The sequence below is a fragment of the Pseudomonadota bacterium genome (assembly GCA_039815145.1).
GTDB lineage: Bacteria > Pseudomonadota > Gammaproteobacteria > Steroidobacterales > JBCBZW01 > JBCBZW01.
Window position 1 is genome coordinate 37,801 of the sequence record JBCBZW010000027.1, and the last position, 15,159, is coordinate 52,959.

General features: G+C 64.1%; 13 protein-coding genes. 7 read left to right on the forward strand and 6 right to left on the reverse strand.

Going from position 1 to position 15,159, the window contains the following annotated elements; all coding sequences use genetic code 11:
* Positions 1-68: 68 nt before the first annotated feature.
* The 3 genes from AAF184_09615 to AAF184_09625 form a co-directional block, all read right to left on the reverse strand.
* On the reverse strand, positions 69-1,421 hold the full coding sequence (locus AAF184_09615; GenBank protein MEO0422580.1) for a thioredoxin domain-containing protein: 1,353 nt from the start codon (positions 1,419-1,421) through the stop codon (positions 69-71).
* A 40-nt stretch (positions 1,422-1,461) separates the two neighbouring features.
* Positions 1,462-2,547: an SRPBCC family protein gene (locus AAF184_09620; GenBank protein ID MEO0422581.1), complete on the reverse strand. Its 1,086-nt coding sequence runs from the start codon at positions 2,545-2,547 to the stop codon at positions 1,462-1,464.
* Positions 2,548-2,627: 80 nt separating this feature from the next.
* On the reverse strand, positions 2,628-3,149 hold the full coding sequence (locus AAF184_09625) for an SRPBCC family protein (GenBank protein MEO0422582.1): 522 nt from the start codon (positions 3,147-3,149) through the stop codon (positions 2,628-2,630).
* Between the two features lie 185 nt (positions 3,150-3,334).
* Between AAF184_09625 and AAF184_09630 the strand changes: the two genes are divergently transcribed.
* Positions 3,335-3,919, forward strand: a complete 585-nt coding sequence (locus tag AAF184_09630; GenBank protein MEO0422583.1) for a TetR/AcrR family transcriptional regulator — start codon at positions 3,335-3,337, stop codon at positions 3,917-3,919.
* A 38-nt stretch (positions 3,920-3,957) separates the two neighbouring features.
* The gene (locus tag AAF184_09635; protein MEO0422584.1) at positions 3,958-4,563 is read left to right on the forward strand and encodes a TetR/AcrR family transcriptional regulator; all 606 of its coding nucleotides are present in this window, start codon (positions 3,958-3,960) and stop codon (positions 4,561-4,563) included.
* A gap of 126 nt (positions 4,564-4,689) precedes the next feature.
* On the opposite strand, the gene AAF184_09640 is transcribed toward AAF184_09635, so the two are convergent.
* Both AAF184_09640 and AAF184_09645 read right to left on the reverse strand, forming a co-directional pair.
* Complete coding sequence (locus AAF184_09640; GenBank protein MEO0422585.1) at positions 4,690-5,472, reverse strand: NrdJb; 783 nt, start codon at positions 5,470-5,472, stop codon at positions 4,690-4,692.
* Between the two features lie 130 nt (positions 5,473-5,602).
* Positions 5,603-7,747 carry an adenosylcobalamin-dependent ribonucleoside-diphosphate reductase gene (locus tag AAF184_09645; protein MEO0422586.1) on the reverse strand — a complete coding sequence of 715 codons (2,145 nt, stop codon included), beginning with the start codon at positions 7,745-7,747 and terminating at the stop codon, positions 5,603-5,605.
* Positions 7,748-8,228: 481 nt separating this feature from the next.
* On the opposite strand from AAF184_09645, the gene AAF184_09650 reads away from it, so the two are divergent.
* The 4 genes from AAF184_09650 to AAF184_09665 all read left to right on the forward strand — a co-directional run bounded on the left by AAF184_09650 (position 8,229) and on the right by AAF184_09665 (position 13,660).
* Entirely contained in the window at positions 8,229-8,684 is a 456-nt protein-coding gene (locus AAF184_09650) for an Hsp20/alpha crystallin family protein (GenBank protein MEO0422587.1), read from the forward strand.
* Between the two features lie 322 nt (positions 8,685-9,006).
* Positions 9,007-10,416, forward strand: a complete 1,410-nt coding sequence (locus AAF184_09655) for a DegQ family serine endoprotease (GenBank protein ID MEO0422588.1) — start codon at positions 9,007-9,009, stop codon at positions 10,414-10,416.
* Positions 10,417-10,515: 99 nt separating this feature from the next.
* Positions 10,516-12,561, forward strand: coding sequence for a transglycosylase SLT domain-containing protein (locus AAF184_09660; GenBank protein ID MEO0422589.1), 2,046 nt, complete (start codon positions 10,516-10,518; stop codon positions 12,559-12,561).
* Between the two features lie 112 nt (positions 12,562-12,673).
* Positions 12,674-13,660, forward strand: coding sequence for a complex I NDUFA9 subunit family protein (locus AAF184_09665; protein ID MEO0422590.1), 987 nt, complete (start codon positions 12,674-12,676; stop codon positions 13,658-13,660).
* On the opposite strand, the gene AAF184_09670 is transcribed toward AAF184_09665, so the two are convergent.
* Entirely contained in the window at positions 13,657-14,781 is a 1,125-nt protein-coding gene (locus AAF184_09670; GenBank protein MEO0422591.1) for an aminopeptidase, read from the reverse strand. The genes AAF184_09665 and AAF184_09670 overlap by 4 nt on opposite strands.
* Before the next feature lie 36 nt (positions 14,782-14,817).
* On the opposite strand from AAF184_09670, the gene AAF184_09675 reads away from it, so the two are divergent.
* Positions 14,818-15,159 (forward strand): multifunctional CCA tRNA nucleotidyl transferase/2'3'-cyclic phosphodiesterase/2'nucleotidase/phosphatase (locus AAF184_09675; protein ID MEO0422592.1); only part of this gene is annotated, 342 nt, incomplete at its 3' end.

Consider the following 15,159-nt stretch of genomic DNA (forward strand, 5'->3'; position numbering starts at 1 on the left):
GGGCTACGGCCGCCAGGCGGTCTTTGGCTCACCATCCGCCTGATTCGCCGGACTCAAGAGTGAAAGTGCTATTCGCTGAGGCTCTTCAGATACGCCCTTAACACGTGCGGATCCCAGCCGATGTGTTTTGTCCGCACATCGTCCGCATCAATCAGGAACCCAGGCGTACCGACGATTCCTAGAATGTCTAGGGCCGCCATGTTGTTTTGGATTTCGCCCAGATGAGCCTCCACGACTGGGTCGATATTCATATCATCGACGAGAACTCCGACGTGTTGACGAATCGATTCGATCGCCTGGTGAGCGCCTATCCGATCGTTAGACGCCAACAAGTCGGCGTAGACTGCCTTGTACTGTGCTGGGTTATCAATCGAAAACGTCAGTGCGGTCGCTCTTACTGACCCCTCGCCGAAAACCGGAACGTCCACCGCGACCAACCGAACGTTCGGGTAGGCGGCCAACAAATTCGGCAGTTCACGATGGGCGACTCTACACGATGGGCAGTTGTAGTCGAAAAACTTGTAAATCGTAATAGCGCCCTTCGGATTCCCAGACACGCCGCCACGACTCACTGCGCGGCGCAATACACTGTCGACCAAGGCCCCAGCGGAACCCTGACTTTTGGCCACTGCTGAGCCCACGGCCGACAGCGGCGGCGGCGGCGATGCCGTCATTTCCTGACCGCGCTCGCGAGCATCGATCCAAGTAGCGATATCCCGGCGACCTGCGGCGCTGACGACATGCGGCACGGAGTAGACGTTGAGCTCGACCCGTCGGCCGACCTCAATCAGCCGCGAGACTGCGAGATCGGTGTCCTCTGCTCGAACACTCGGATCTCGTGTGCCGTGGCCGATCAGGACGGGCGCGGATACGTCGGATACGACAGTTGCGTCAATCGCCGGAAGGCGTCCAGCGAAGCCCACGTAGCCTGCCGCGTCCGACGGCCGCAGGAAGGCGGCGGACAATGTCATCGTGGCGCCTTGGCCAAAGCCGACGAGGTAAACTCGTTCGGGATCAGTTCCGAGCCAGGCCGTTACTGCATCGATGCCACGGAACAGGCGATCGCTAGCTTCGATGATCGCGTTGGAATCAATGACTGGACCTGCGCCGCTCGATACAGGGAACCAGGCATAACTTCCTGGCTCGAGCGCTTCGAAGCCTCGTATGGCCACATACGTGTGAGGTGTTGACGGCTCGATTTTGACGAGGGCCGCAATCTGCTGCTCGTCCATACCGTAGCCGTGCAAACCGACAATCAGAGCAAACCGTTCCGCACCCTCCGGGGGGAGCCGGAGGACGCGAACGACAATCTCGCCTGATGACGTTGAAAGCCCTGTCGCCCCATCGGCCAGAATGCGGACCTCGGGCGATTCACCTACGCTGTCGCAGGCGGTCAGCAATGACCACAGCACAAGCGCCACAAGACCTCTTCCCGGACTCACAGGTACCTATCCGGTCCGACTAGTGGCCGCCGCCGGCAGCCTGTAGGGCTGCGGTCTTCCGAGGATGAACCGCATCGTTTTCGATGAAATATTTCGCATCGTCGACCGCGAAACCAACCTGCTGTGTCATCGCACTGCGAAAGAACGCGATGGCCTGCGGTGGCACACCCGCGGCCGTTGCAGCGGTTATCTCCACCGTGACTTGTGTGGTGTTGCGGTCGATCTCATTCACTAACCAGACAGCTTCGCCGTAAGTCACAAACGGCGGCATTCCCTGATCAATGGAGTACGCGAAAAGACCTTCCTCTTCATCATATTGGGTTATGGTTTCCTTCGTTTCGCCATTGAAGGCAGGAATAAAGCAGGCTCGCTGATCCCCTACGATTGTGTCGCCGTTGCGATCTGTCACGGTGATCTCGCCAATGTTGCTTGACCAAACATGGGCGTCGCCAAAGCCATCCGCGACAACCGCCCACACGTCGGCTTTACTCGCCTTGAGGATTCTGGTCTGACGGACGATCGCGGGATTGAAACCGCTGTTGCTGCCGTGGTCTGCAAAACCCCCATACTTGGCCGACAACTTCGCGAGCGCGCCACTCAGAGATTCGCTCATCGACGCTGCGGCATCCGTGTCAGCAGCGTTGAAGTAGTGATTCCAGGTTACGACTGCCCCCTTCCTTTCATCGGCGGACGTGATTGTCAGCACCGCAAGGTGATCAGATATGCCCATGGGATTCGTATCGCCGATTGAATAGGCGAACGTACGTGACGTCGCGTCGTCGGCGACTACGGTCTCGCTGACGCTTCCGCCGCCCCGGAGCCTTACGGTGCGTCGTTCACCAACCTTGGCGCTAGTGATGGAGCGAACGCCGTCGAACAGGCCAGCCACGTGATTCGACTTGGTTAGATACTTCCATACCGCACCAGCTGACTTACTGAGTTCCGCCGAGCGGGAGAGTTGCAGCGGCGCTGAAGTATGCTCATCAACGTTTACAGCACCATCAATTCTTGGCGGCATTTGTGGTGCTTCTTGAGCTCCTGCGCTGAGGTGGAACGTGAACGCGGCAACTGCGACAAACGTAATTGTTAACCGAGACTCGATCATGGGGATATCTCCTCTGACTAACCGCGTGAGGTCGCCGTTAGTTATCCAACAGACGTTGTAAAATAGGGCAAATAAAAAGCCTAGGCCGCTGCGCGGGCTTTCTGAGCCTGCTTGGACTTGGCTCTTTCAGTTTTCCGCGGATGCACTGAACCTTGCTCCAAGTAGAATTTGAACTCCTCCAGAGACTCGTCGATGGCCTTGCCGAACTGTTTCTTCATCATCCAACCCATCAGAAAAGCGAACGGCTGCGCCAAGTCAGCTGTCATCGTCATTGTCGCGGTGCTGGCATTGGGTCCAGCCGGCTGGATGGCCCAACGTGCCTGAATTGACTTGACGAATCCTGGCAATGCCTTTCCGGTGACGGCATAGGCAATGAGTCGGCGACTCTCGTCGTAGTCGACTATCGATTCATCGAACTCGCCCTGTGACGTGCTACAAACACGGCCGCCCGCCGGCGCCCCGCTTGGTGCGGCGTTGTTGTTACGCGAGGTCGACACAAAGACGTTGCTAGCCCATTTGTCGACATCGGCAAACTCGGGGCCGATGACCGCCCAAGCCTTGTCAGCCGTTGTCGCGATTCTGATTTTGCGTTGAATATCCATCCTTAACTCCTTCGTAAACTCCTGTTTATGCTTGATTCTTCATTCCAACCGATCCACCAGTCGTTACGATTCCTTGCGGCCGCTAGGCTTGTTTTCCAACGTCGGTTGTATTACGAATATCGACCTTATAGCGCAACCAATTTCTTTTTACAATCAGTGTTGGAAAATGAGCCCCGGAGCCTTCGATGGCACGACCCCGCAACTTCGACGAAGAAAAAGCACTGCAGGCAGCGATGCTGACCTTTTGGCGCCATGGCTACGATGGCACGACGTACAAGATGCTTTCTGAGGCCACGGGCATTGACGTCAAAGGGTTGTCGAACGTTTTCGGTAGCAAGGATGAGATATTCGATAAGGCGGCCGGCGCCTATCGACAGATGGCACATGGTGTCGTCAACGAGTCCTTTTCCGAGCCTGGCATCGAGGCATTGATCGCATTTTTTGAGCGCATGGGCACGCCACCTGCCTCGGATGAGGACATGTCCAACATGGGCTGCATGCTGGTCAACACGATCTTCGAACTGCACCGCTTTCAGCCAAGCATGCGCGAGCATGTCGAGGCGTACCGAAGGATGTGGTTAGCTGCGTTTGAAAACTCCTTGCGAGCAAGTGAAATCGCTAAACCGCGTGAACGCGCGGAGTTCTTGGTCGGCTCGATGTGGGGTGCGCTCAGTGAAATTCGGTTGGTCCGTTCGAAAACAGCGGCCGCTCCTCTCTCTCAGATCGCGGTGGACACGCTGCGGTCCTGGCAAGCGGAAACAGCGGCATAGAGCCCAACCCGGGAACCAACACATGCAAAGGTGGCGCTGTGGCAAGACCACGTGAATTCAACGAAGACAAGGTCATCGATGCCGCAATGTACTGTTTTTGGCAGAACGGCTTTGATGGCGCAACGATTTCCGATTTGGAGGAAGCGACCGGTATCAGCCGGATCAGCCTCTACAACACCTTTCAAGACAAGGAAGGTTTGTATCTGGCGGCCCAGCGTCGTTACCAGCAGATGGCCTTCAAGATGGTAAGAGAAATGCTTGCCGTACCGGATTTGAACGCGGTTAAGCATTTCTTTTCGCTACATCTCGACGGGGACCCGAGGCAGGAAGCCGCGCGTCTCGGTTGCATGATGGTCAATACCGTTCTGGATTCCACGGACGTCAGCCAGCCAGTACTTCAGTACGTTCGCTCTTATCGTGAAGGCCTGACCGACATATTCGAAGAATATTTGGAGCAGTGCCGAGATAGTGGAATCATCCGCACCGATCTGAATCTTCGTGCCTGTGCATCGTTCATTCAGACTTCGATGTGGGGCGCAATGGCCGTGTCGCGGCTCTACAATGACTTCTCAGAAAACCTTCCGCATGTTTCGATCGTGCTTGACACGATCGACAGTTGGCGAGTTCATGCCACGGCGGGATAGTTTCGCGATCCCCCAAGGAGCGATTCACAGGTGCTAGGGGCGACCTGATCTGACAGTTATCGACCTCGATAGTCGTGCAGTTGTCAGATCAATTCGGCGAACTGACCTTGCTCTCGGTGCACAGAACTACCCGCACTTACTATCCCCGCAGTTCAAGCAAGTCATACAGTTGTCGATACTGACCGCCGCCACCGTATTGCACTTCCCACACAACTGCGCCCCCTCCGGGAACGACGACGTCTCCGCAAACGCATCCTGCTGAGAAGACTGCGCCTCGAACTCGGCCCGCTTCTCCTCGATGAGCTTCTGCTGCTGCTCATCCGGCCCAACGTCGGTTAACAGCCCGATTCGCTTCAGGTGGCGCTCGATCACGTAGCCCAGCTCGGCGATGATCGACGGCATGAACACGCCGCCGGACTTCCAATAACCCCCACGCGGATCGAACACGGCCTTCAGCTCATCCACCAGGAAGGTTACGTCCCCACCCTTGCGGAACACGGCCGAGATCACCCGCGTCAGGGCCACGATCCACTGGTAGTGATCGAGGTTTTTCGAGTTGATGAACACCTCGAAGGGCCGACGCTGCTCGTGCGGTGTGCCTTCGTTCAAGATGATGTCGTTGATCGTCACGTACATCGCATGGTCGGACACCGGTGTCTTCACCTTGTAGGTGGAGCCGATGAGCATGTCCGGGCGATCCACGGACTCGTGCATCCGAATGACCTCCGCCTTGGTCGGCGGGGCGGGGGCCGCGGCGGGCGCCGCCGGTGCAGGCGCGGCCGCCGCAGCAGGGGCTGGCTCCGCAGCAGGCGCGGGCGCCGCGGGCGCCGCAGCGGTCTCCTCCGCAGCGGGTTCCTCGTTCTTGCCGACGCGGTATTTGGTGATCTTCTTGGCGATCTTCACGGCCATGGTGTCTTCCTCGAGTGTCGGGGCGGCCCAGCCAGCAGCATGTCGCTGCGGCGGGCGCCTACCTTGAATGCTGTGTCAGTGGGGCCGGGCCAGGGCGATTGCTACCTCAAGCATCGCCCTGGCCGGTCGCTCAGAACTTCCCGTAATACCCTTCCTTGAGGGCGTCGTAGAGGTTGGCGGCGGTGTGGGTCTCGCCGTCGTACTCCACCTCTTCGTCGCCGCGCAGGCTGACGGTCGAACCATCCTCGAGGGTGAACTCGTAGGTGGTGTTCTTGAGGTCATCTTCCTTCACGAGCACGCCCTGGAAGGCTTCGGGGTTGAAGCGGAAGGTGGTGCAGCCCTTCAGCCCCTTCTCGTAGGCGTACATGTAGATGTCCTTGAAGTCCTCGTAGGGGTAGTCCGTGGGCACGTTGGCCGTCTTGGAGATCGAGGAGTCGATCCAACGCTGGGCGGCGGCCTGGATGTCCACGTGCTCGCGCGGCGTGATCGCATCGGAGGTCACGAAGTAGTCGGGCAGGGCCGTCTCGCCCTCACCGTTCGGCATCGCGGCCTCGTTTACCAGCGCGCGGTAGGCGAGGAGCTCGAAGGAGAACACGTCCACGCGTTCCTTGGTCTTGCGGCCCTCGCGGATCACGTTGCGAATGTAGTGATGGGCGAAGCTGGGCTCGATGCCGTTGCTGGCGTTGTTGGCGAGCGACAGCGAGATCGTGCCCGTGGGCGCGATCGACGAGTGGTGCGTGAAGCGAGCACCCACGTTAGCCAGCTCGTCCACCAGCTCCGGCGCGATACCAGCCACCTGCTGCATGTAGCGGCTGTAGCGGGCGTGGAGCACGCGGCCCGGCACCTGGTCGCCCACGCGCCAGCCGTCGCTGGCCATCTCCGGCCGCTTAGCCAGCATGTCGGCGGTCACCTCGAACTGCTGATTCATGATCGGCGCGGGGCCCTTCTCGCGGGAGAGCTCGAGGGCGGTTTGCCAACCGGCCAGGGCCAGCTCCTTGGAGACTTCCTCGGTGAACTCCAAGGACGCCTTGGCGCCATAGCGCATGCACATCATGGTGATGGCCGAGCCGAGGCCTAGGAAGCCCATGCCGTGGCGGCGCTTGGCCATGATCTCGTCGCGCTGGGGACCCAAGGGCAGGCCGTTGATCTCCACCACGTTGTCCAGCATGCGGGTGAACACCTTCACCACTTCGCGGAAACCGTCCCAGTCGAAGCGCGCCTGAGGCGTGAAGGGGTCGACGACGAAGCGCGTCAGGTTCACGGAGCCGAGCAGGCAGGCGCCGTAGGGCGGCAGGGGCTGCTCACCGCAGGGGTTGGTGGCGCGGATGTTCTCCGTCCACCAGTTGTTGTTCTTCTCGTTGATCCGGTCGATCAGCACGAAGCCCGGCTCAGCGAAATCGTAGGTGGAGGTCATGATCAGATCCCACACGCGCTGGGCGGGCATCTGCTTGTAGACCTTGCACGCCACCAGGCCCGCATCGTTGCGGATGTACTTGTCCGCCGTGGGCCACTCGCGCCACACCACCTGATCGGGGTCGTCGAAGTCGAGGCTCTCGAACTCGGGATCTTTCTCGCTCACGGGGAAGGCGAGCTTCCAGTTCTTGCCCTCGCGCACGGCGTTCATGAACTCGTCCGTGATCAGGAGCGAGAGGTTGAACTGGCGTAGGCGGCCGTCTTCACGCTTGGCGCGGATGAACTCGACCACGTCCGGGTGACCCACGTCGAAGGTGCCCATCTGCGCGCCGCGGCGACCGCCGGCGGACGACACGGTGAAACACATCTTGTCGTAGATATCCATGAAGGACAGGGGGCCCGAGGTATAGGCACCGGCGCCGGAGACGTACGCGCCGCGCGGGCGCATGGTGGAGAACTCGTAGCCGATGCCGCAGCCCGCCTTCAGGGTGAGGCCGGCCTCGTGCACGCGCTCCAGGATGTTGTCCATGGAGTCATGGATGGTGCCGGACACGGTGCAGTTGATGGTGGAGGTGGCGGGCTTGTGCTCCTGGGCGCCGGCGTTGGAGAGGATGCGGCCGGCGGGCACGGCGCCGCGGCGCAGGGCCCACAGGAAGCGCTCGTACCAGAGCTCGCGACGGTCCTCGGTCTCCACCTCGCAGAGCGCGCGGGCGACGCGCTTGAAGCTGTCATCCAGGGTGGCGTCCACCGGCTCGCCGGTCTTGGCCACCAGGCGGTATTTGCGGGCCCAGATATCCTGGCTCGCGTCCTGCAACGGGATCTCGGTGTCGTCGCGCTCAGGCAAGGCTAGTTCGCTGCTCATGTATCCCCTCAGTTTCCCCTGGTGTGCCGCCCGCGCGTCGACGGGGGCAGGATGGCGTCGGCGATCGCGACGACCTCGTCGCCCGCCCGGACCCCATATTGTGTGGTTTGGTGGCTCGCTTACCACTAGATCTAGTGGATGGACCTAGGTTATGTGCGCGAGACCCATCGAGTCAAGTGGAAATCTGGTGGGTTATTCAGTGGATAGCTCGGACAATAATTCTCGTAAAATCAACAAGATACTGGTCAGCGGTTAATTTTCGATCAGACGTGTTTTCAGGCGCATGTGGATATGCACCGCACAATGCCCCTGCCCTACATCTTGTGCCTGCCCAACTCTTGAAACCCTACGGCGAGCCCATACCCCTCTAAGCACTTCGCGCAGGACCCGCAATATCAAGCGAGCCGGCGCTTGAAATCCGAAGCCCCAGCCATAGGTCAGGCTTCACCGAATCACTCATTTCGTTGAGGGGAATGACACCATGACGAACCTTCGCTACCAGCAGCCCTGGACCCTGATGCACCAGTTGCAGAACGAACTCGAGAACATGCTCGACGCCCGCTTCCCTCGCTACCAGGCGAGCAACACGGACAACGCCGTCAGCGCCGACTGGGTGCCGGCCGTCGACGTGAAGGAAGAGGACGAGCGCTTCGTCCTGCGCGCAGACCTGCCGGGGGTCAAGGCTGAGGACATTCAGATCACCACCGAGAGTGGTACGCTCACCCTGAGCGGCACCCGCGAAACGCGCGGTGAAGAGGAGGCCAAGGGCTTCCGCAAGGTCGAGCGTGTGGCCGGCCGCTTCTACCGTCGCTTCAGCCTGCCCGAGACGGCCAACGTGGAGCAGATCGAGGCCACCAGCACCCACGGCGTGCTCGAAGTCTCGATCCCCAAGCAGCCGCAGGTGCAGCCGCGACGCATCGACGTGCGCGTGCAGTAAAGCGCGCGCCCCAGGCGGGCCGGGCCACCAGCTCTGCCCGCCGACAAATCGCGACAGTCAGTGCCTAGCACCGGCGCGTAGCCTCACGAGCCCGGTTTACCGTAAAGGTTGCCGGGTTCGTGCCCTAGGTGGGCACAGGAACCTTGACGGTCGCGAGCGGTCATTGATGATCACGCAGAGTGTGTTTTGCGCCGGCTGACTCCTTTAAGTCCTCGCCGGCGAAGGCTACCCGTACAGCCCAAGGCTGATGCTCACGCAACCATCGCGTGACGGCGAGCATCGCCAGCTCTTTCCTCAAGGACCCAACACGAGGCGCCGACCTATGCCAATCACCCGTTCTCCCCTTGTCTCCGTCGTCTGCGCAGGCGCAGCGCTGACGGGCCTGCTCACCGCCGGTGCGGCCAGCGCCGCCCTGCCCGTGGCCGTGGACGGACAACCGTTGCCGTCCCTGGCACCGATGATCAAGGAGGTCGCGCCCGCGGTGGTGAACATCGCTACGGAAGGCACCGTGGAGGCCGAGCAGCCCGGTGAGGATTCGCCGTTCAACGATCCGTTCCTGCGCCGCTTCTTCGGCAACCCGGGCCAGCCCCAGCAGCCGCGCCCGCAGCGCAGCCTCGGCTCCGGCGTCATCGTGGACGCGGCCCAGGGCATCATCGTCACCAACCACCACGTGGTGGCGAGCGCCGACGAGATCACGATCAGCCTCTACGACGGCACCGAGCTCTCGGCCACGCTGGTCGGCAGCGACGAGCCCTCAGACATCGCCGTGCTGCGCGTCGAGGAGATGGACGGCGTCGAGCTCTCCCAGGTGTCCTTGAGCGACTCGGACGTGCTCGAAGTGGGCGACTTCGTGGTCGCCATCGGCAACCCCTTCGGCCTCACCAGCACCGTCACCTCCGGCATCGTCAGCGCCCTCGGCCGCTCCGGCGTGAACATCGAGAGCTACGAGGACTTCATCCAGACCGACGCCTCGATCAACCCCGGTAACTCCGGTGGCGCCCTGCTCAACCTGCGCGGCGAGCTGGTTGGCATCAACACCGCCATCATCTCGCGCAGCGGCGGCAACATCGGCATCGGCTTCGCGATCCCCATCAACATGGCGAGCACGATCATGGATCAGATCCTCGAGTTCGGTGAGGTGCGCCGCGGCCTGCTCGGCGTGAACATCTACACCGTGGACTCGGCGGTGGCCTCGGAGATGCGCTTGAGCGTGAACAACGGCGCCCTGGTCTCCGACGTGGTGCCGCAGAGCGCAGCCGATCGCGGCGGCATCCGTGCCGGCGATGTGATCGTGGGCGTTAACGGCGAAGAGGTGGACTCAGCCGCCGAGCTGCGCAACATGATCGGCCTCATGCGCCCGGACGACGAGGTGGAAGTCACCCTCGTACGCAAAGGTAAGGAGCGCACGGTCAAGACGCGCCTCGGCTCGGCGCAGCCGGTGGAAGAGCCGCTGCAGGCCGCCACCCTGCACGAGGGCCTGGAGGGCGCTGAGTTCTCCAACATCGACGACGACATGCCGGAGTTCGCCAGCGTCGCTGGCGTGCTGGTCACCTCCGTGGTGAACAACAGTCCGGCGGCCGTGCGCGGCCTGCGCGCGGGCGATGTGGTCACCACCGTCAATAGCCAGCCGGTCTCGGACATCGACGAATTTACCGACGCTGCCTCCGGCGCTAACGTACTATTCCTCGAGGTCGTCCGCGACGACCGCACGCGCCTCGTGCGCATCGGCTAAGCCGCCGCGACGGCTGCGGCCATGCCGCACGGCACGTTGCCCGCCTCGGCGCTCCCCATAGGGCGTCGAGGCGGGGACCGCATAGGGAGTCCACTCGTCATGGATCGCCCGCGATCCTTAAGCTCCACACCGTTCAGGCCCCGACGCCCCCAGCGCGGCGTCCTCACCGGGCTGTCCCTGCTCCTTACCATCCCCTTAGGTGTGGCGGTCGCGCAGAGCGCCCCCGACCCCGTCCTCGACCTGCGCGAGTCGCCTGAGCTGCAAGCGCAGCGTGAGGCCTTCCGCCGCGCCCTGCCCAAGGCCAAAGCCGGCGACCGCAGCGCCCTCGACGAGGTATCGAAGGGCTACCTGCTCTACCCCTACCTGGAAGCGGCCTGGATAGGCGCCGACCTCAAGGCCCGCGGCCCCCGCGACGTCGGTGAGTTCCTCGATCGCCACGGTGAGGCCCTGCCCGCCCGTCGCCTGCGCTACCGCTGGCTCCTGCACCTCGCGAATCAGGAACGATGGACCGAATACCTGGCGGTGTGGCCCGGCGTGACCCGGCCCGACGTCACCTTACGCTGCCATCAGCTCACGGCCCGCCTCGAGTCCGCGAGCGGCAACCTCGCCCAGATCGAGGACGAGGCGCGCACCCTGTGGCTGGTCGGCCACAGCCAGCCGGACGCCTGCAACCCCGCGTTCGCCTGGCTCGCCCGCAACGGCATGTTGGGCCTGAACCACTACCACGACCGCGTGCAGCTGGCCCTGAAGTCGCGCCAGCTGGGCCTCGCCCGCTACCTCTCCCGCAAGGCCGGCCCCCGCGCCCAGGCACGCGCCGCGCGCTGGAACGAAGCGGCCGAACAACCGCGTCAGGCACTGCAGCGCGCGGACGCCATCGCCCTCGCTGCCGACGATCCGCAGTGGCTCTACCTGGCCTTCGACCGGCTCGCCGTGCGCTACCCCGACGAGGCGGCCAAGCACCTGGCGCGCCTGCGCGCCCAGGGTGGTCTCGCGCGCGATCTCGACCATCGCATCGAGCGGCGCATCGCCCTCTCCTTCGCCCGCGACCTGGCCCCGCAGGCGGCGGGCGCCCTGGACGCCCTCGCCTACCACGACATGGAGACCGCCGCCTGGCGCGGCCGCACGGCCATGCGGGCCAGCGACTGGCCGGCCCTCCTCGATGCGATCAACCTGCTGCCGGACGCCGAGCGCACCAGCGTGAAGTGGCAGTACTGGCAGGGGCGCGCCCTCGAGGGCGTGGGCCGCGCCGAGGACGCCGCCGCCGTGTGGGCGAGCGCCGCCCGCGACCGCAGCTACCACGGCTTCCTGGCCGCCGACCGCGCCGACAAGCCCTACGCCTTCGCCCACGCCGAGGCCACCCCCAACTCCGCCCTGCGCGCTGCGCTCCTCACCAAGCCCGCCCTACGCGAGGCGCTGGAGCTCTGGGCCACAGGACAGATCAAGGACGCCCAGGCCCAGTGGACGGACCTGATAGGCCCGCTCTCGCGGGAGCAAAAGCGCGAAGCGGCCCTGATCGCCGACACCTGGGGCTGGCACCCGAGCGCGATCTCCGCCGCCGCATCGGCGAGCCTGTGGGACGACCTGCACCTGCGCTTCCCCCTGCCGTGGATCCGCAGCTTCGACGAGTGGGCGGGCCAGACCGGGTTGCCCACGAACTTCACCCTCGGCATCGCCCGCAGCGAGAGCTTGTTCTCACCGGAGGTGGTGTCGAAGGCCGGTGCCCTCGGCTTGATGCAACTGATGCCCGCCACCGGCAAGGCCGTGGCCCAGCGCACGGCGAGTGCCGGCTATCAGAATCGCCAATCGCTCTTCGACCCGCAGACCAACATCGCCCTCGGCACCACGTACCTGGCCGACGTGCTCGGCAGGCTCGACCAGCACCCGGCCCTCGCCTCCGCCGCCTACAACGCCGGCGAACACCGCGTGCACGCCTGGCTGCCGCGGGAGCAGCCCCTGGACGCCGATGCATGGGTGGACAGCGTGCCGTTCACGGAGACGCGTCACTACGTGCGCCGGGTGATGATGGCCAGCATCATCTACGACTGGCGCCTGAACGACCCCGCCAGGGCCAGCGCGAGCGCGCGCCAGCCGCTCTCCACGCTGCTCCCACCCGTGCCGACCCGCGCCCAGTTGAAGCGCCCCTGACGGGCGTGCTTCCGACACAGACCTGACCCGCGGGGATCGCTATACTTCGCCCCCCGGTCGGCGCCCGCATCGCGCCCGCCACCCCGTCGTTCACCAACCCGCTTGAGATCCTATGACCCGAGCTGATTCCAACGCGCCGCGCCCGCGCATCGCCGTGCTGGGCGGCACCGGCTTCATCGGCCGCCACCTGTTGCCGCGCCTGGTGAAGGACCACTGGGAAGTCACCGTCATCACCCGCTCGCGCGCCCGCCATCGCGACCTCCTGGTCATGCCGACGGTGCGCCTGGTGGAAGGAGACGTGCACGACGCGCGGGTGTTGGAGCAGACCCTGCCGGGCCACACGGCGGTGGTGAACCTCGTCGCCATCCTCAACGAGAAGGGCGACGACGGCCGCGGCTTCCAGCACGTACACGTGGATCTCACGCGCAAGCTGATCGCGGCCTGCCGCGGCGCCGGCGTGGGCCGCCTGGCGCAGATCACGGCCCTGAAGGCCGACGCGCACAACGGCCCGAGCTACTACCTGCGCAGCAAGGGCGTGGCCGAAGGCCTACTGCGCGACGCCCACAGCGAGGACCTCGCGGTCACCTTGTACCAGCCATCGGTGGTGTTCGGCCCGGGCGACTCGTTCATCAATCGCTTCGCCGATCTGCTGCGTCTGCCCGCGCCGTTCATGCCCCTGCCCAAGGCCGACGCGCGCTTTGCCCCCGTGTACGTGGGCGACGTGGTGGAGGCGATCGCCCGCTCCCTGCGCGACCCCGCCACCTACGGCAACACCTATCAACTCTGTGGACCGCGCGTGTACACCCTGCGCGAGGTAATCCGCCTCATCTCGGACACGCTGGAGATCGACAAGCCCGTGCTGGCCCTGCCCGACGGCGTCGCCCGCCTGCAGGCCAAGGTGATGGACTTCATCCCGGGCAAGCCCTTCAGTTCGGATAACTTCCGGTCCCTGTCCGTGCCGAGCGTGTGCGACTCGGACGGTCTCGGCCGCCTGGGGCTCGAGCCCGCTTCCATGGAGTCGATCGTGCCGGGCTACCTGCGCGACGCCACCCGCTCGCCCCTCGACCAGTACCGCGACGAGCGTCCGGACGCGCGCTAGTCCGTCGCCGCGCTGACGGCCTCGTCTTCGGCAGCAGCCACCGCGAGCAGCCGCTGCAGGGTCGCGCGGCGCTCATCTGCTGGCGCGTCCGCGAGCGCCTGCGCCTTGGCATAGAAGGCCTCGAAGTCGCCACCCGCTTCCCGCATCAAGGCGGAGAAGGCGGGTACCCAACGGCGGTACGTGGCCACGGAGGCCAGGCGTGCGTTGTTGACCGAGGCAAACCAGGCGTCGTACCCGGTGTAGCCGCCCCACGGCCCGTCGCGCACGGTGGCATAGTCGCCCTGCAGGCGGTCGAGGGCGGCCTGCTTGGCGGCGGCTCGCCCGGCCTCGTCGAGGGACTCGTCGGCGTAGACCGCCTGCAAGCGACTTCGCCCGCTCAGCACCAGACGATTGAACTCGCGCGCCCGCACCTGGCGCGTGCGCCACCGCTCCACCTCTTCGGCAGGACGCTCAGTGGCGGCGAACCAGCGTCGCACCCCCTCGTCCGCCACGTAGGTGGCGAAGGCCTCGTTGAAGGCGCTGTCGCCCTTCACGTACAGCTGCTGGTGGGCGAGTTCATGGAAGATGATGTCGGCCGTGCGCGCATCGGTGTAGCCGATCATAGTGTCGAGGAACGGATCTTCGAAGCGGCCCAGGGTGGAGTAGGCAGCGACGCCGCCGACCACCACCTCGTAGCCGCGACGCTCGAGCTTGTCCGCCAACCCACGCGCCTTGCGCTCCTTGTAGTAGCCCTTGTAGGCCAGGCAGCCGACGAAGGCGAAGCACCACTGCTTGGGCGCCATGGAGTACTCGGGGGCGGCGACCACGTTCCACACCACGTAGGGCCGGCCGAGTTCGGCGTAGCTGCGGTAGCTGCCGTTCTCCGGCAGACCCAACTGCGTGCTGGCGAAGTCGCGTACCTCGAGCACCAGGGTGAGGTTCTCGCGCAGGGTGGGGTCGAGGGCCGGGTCGTCGAGGAGCGCCTCGATTTCCACCCGCTTGCTCATGAGCGAGAGATGCCCGCGCACCGCCTGGGTGTAGTAGGGCAGGTTCACACAACCCGCGATCACCGCGAGCACCGATAGGAGTCCCCCTATGGCGAGCAAACGGTGTGAACGACTGAGGAGTCGGGGCTGGATCATGGCGGGCGTCATGGGGCTTTAGATAACATCTAGCTTATGAAGTTTTATCAGGTTGGCGGTTGTGTGCGCGATGACTTGCTCGGCTTAACCGCCGGCGATCGCGACTGGGTGGTCACCGGCGCCACCCCCGAGCAGCTGCTGGCCGAGGGCTATCGCGCGGTCGGCCGCGACTTTCCCGTCTTCCTCCACCCCGAGTCGCACGAGGAAGTGGCTCTGGCCCGCACGGAGCGCAAGACCGCCCCGGGCTACCGCGGCTTCGCCATCCACGCCGCCCCCGAGGTCACCCTCGAGGAGGACCTCGCCCGCCGCGATCTCACGATCAACGCCATCGCCCGCGGTGACGACGGCGAGCTGATCGACCCCTTCGGCGGCGTGCAA

Coding starts and splice junctions, on each gene's coding strand:
- AAF184_09650 (MEO0422587.1), top strand. CDS start 8,229: ATGACGAACCTTCGCTACCAGCAGCCCTGGACCCTGATGCACCAGTTG.
- AAF184_09625 (MEO0422582.1), bottom strand. CDS start 3,149: ATGGATATTCAACGCAAAATCAGAATCGCGACAACGGCTGACAAGGCT.
- AAF184_09670 (MEO0422591.1), bottom strand. CDS start 14,781: ATGATCCAGCCCCGACTCCTCAGTCGTTCACACCGTTTGCTCGCCATA.
- AAF184_09655 (MEO0422588.1), top strand. CDS start 9,007: ATGCCAATCACCCGTTCTCCCCTTGTCTCCGTCGTCTGCGCAGGCGCA.
- AAF184_09660 (MEO0422589.1), top strand. CDS start 10,516: ATGGATCGCCCGCGATCCTTAAGCTCCACACCGTTCAGGCCCCGACGC.
- AAF184_09630 (MEO0422583.1), top strand. CDS start 3,335: ATGGCACGACCCCGCAACTTCGACGAAGAAAAAGCACTGCAGGCAGCG.
- AAF184_09640 (MEO0422585.1), bottom strand. CDS start 5,472: ATGGCCGTGAAGATCGCCAAGAAGATCACCAAATACCGCGTCGGCAAG.
- AAF184_09645 (MEO0422586.1), bottom strand. CDS start 7,747: ATGAGCAGCGAACTAGCCTTGCCTGAGCGCGACGACACCGAGATCCCG.
- AAF184_09620 (MEO0422581.1), bottom strand. CDS start 2,547: ATGATCGAGTCTCGGTTAACAATTACGTTTGTCGCAGTTGCCGCGTTC.
- AAF184_09665 (MEO0422590.1), top strand. CDS start 12,674: ATGACCCGAGCTGATTCCAACGCGCCGCGCCCGCGCATCGCCGTGCTG.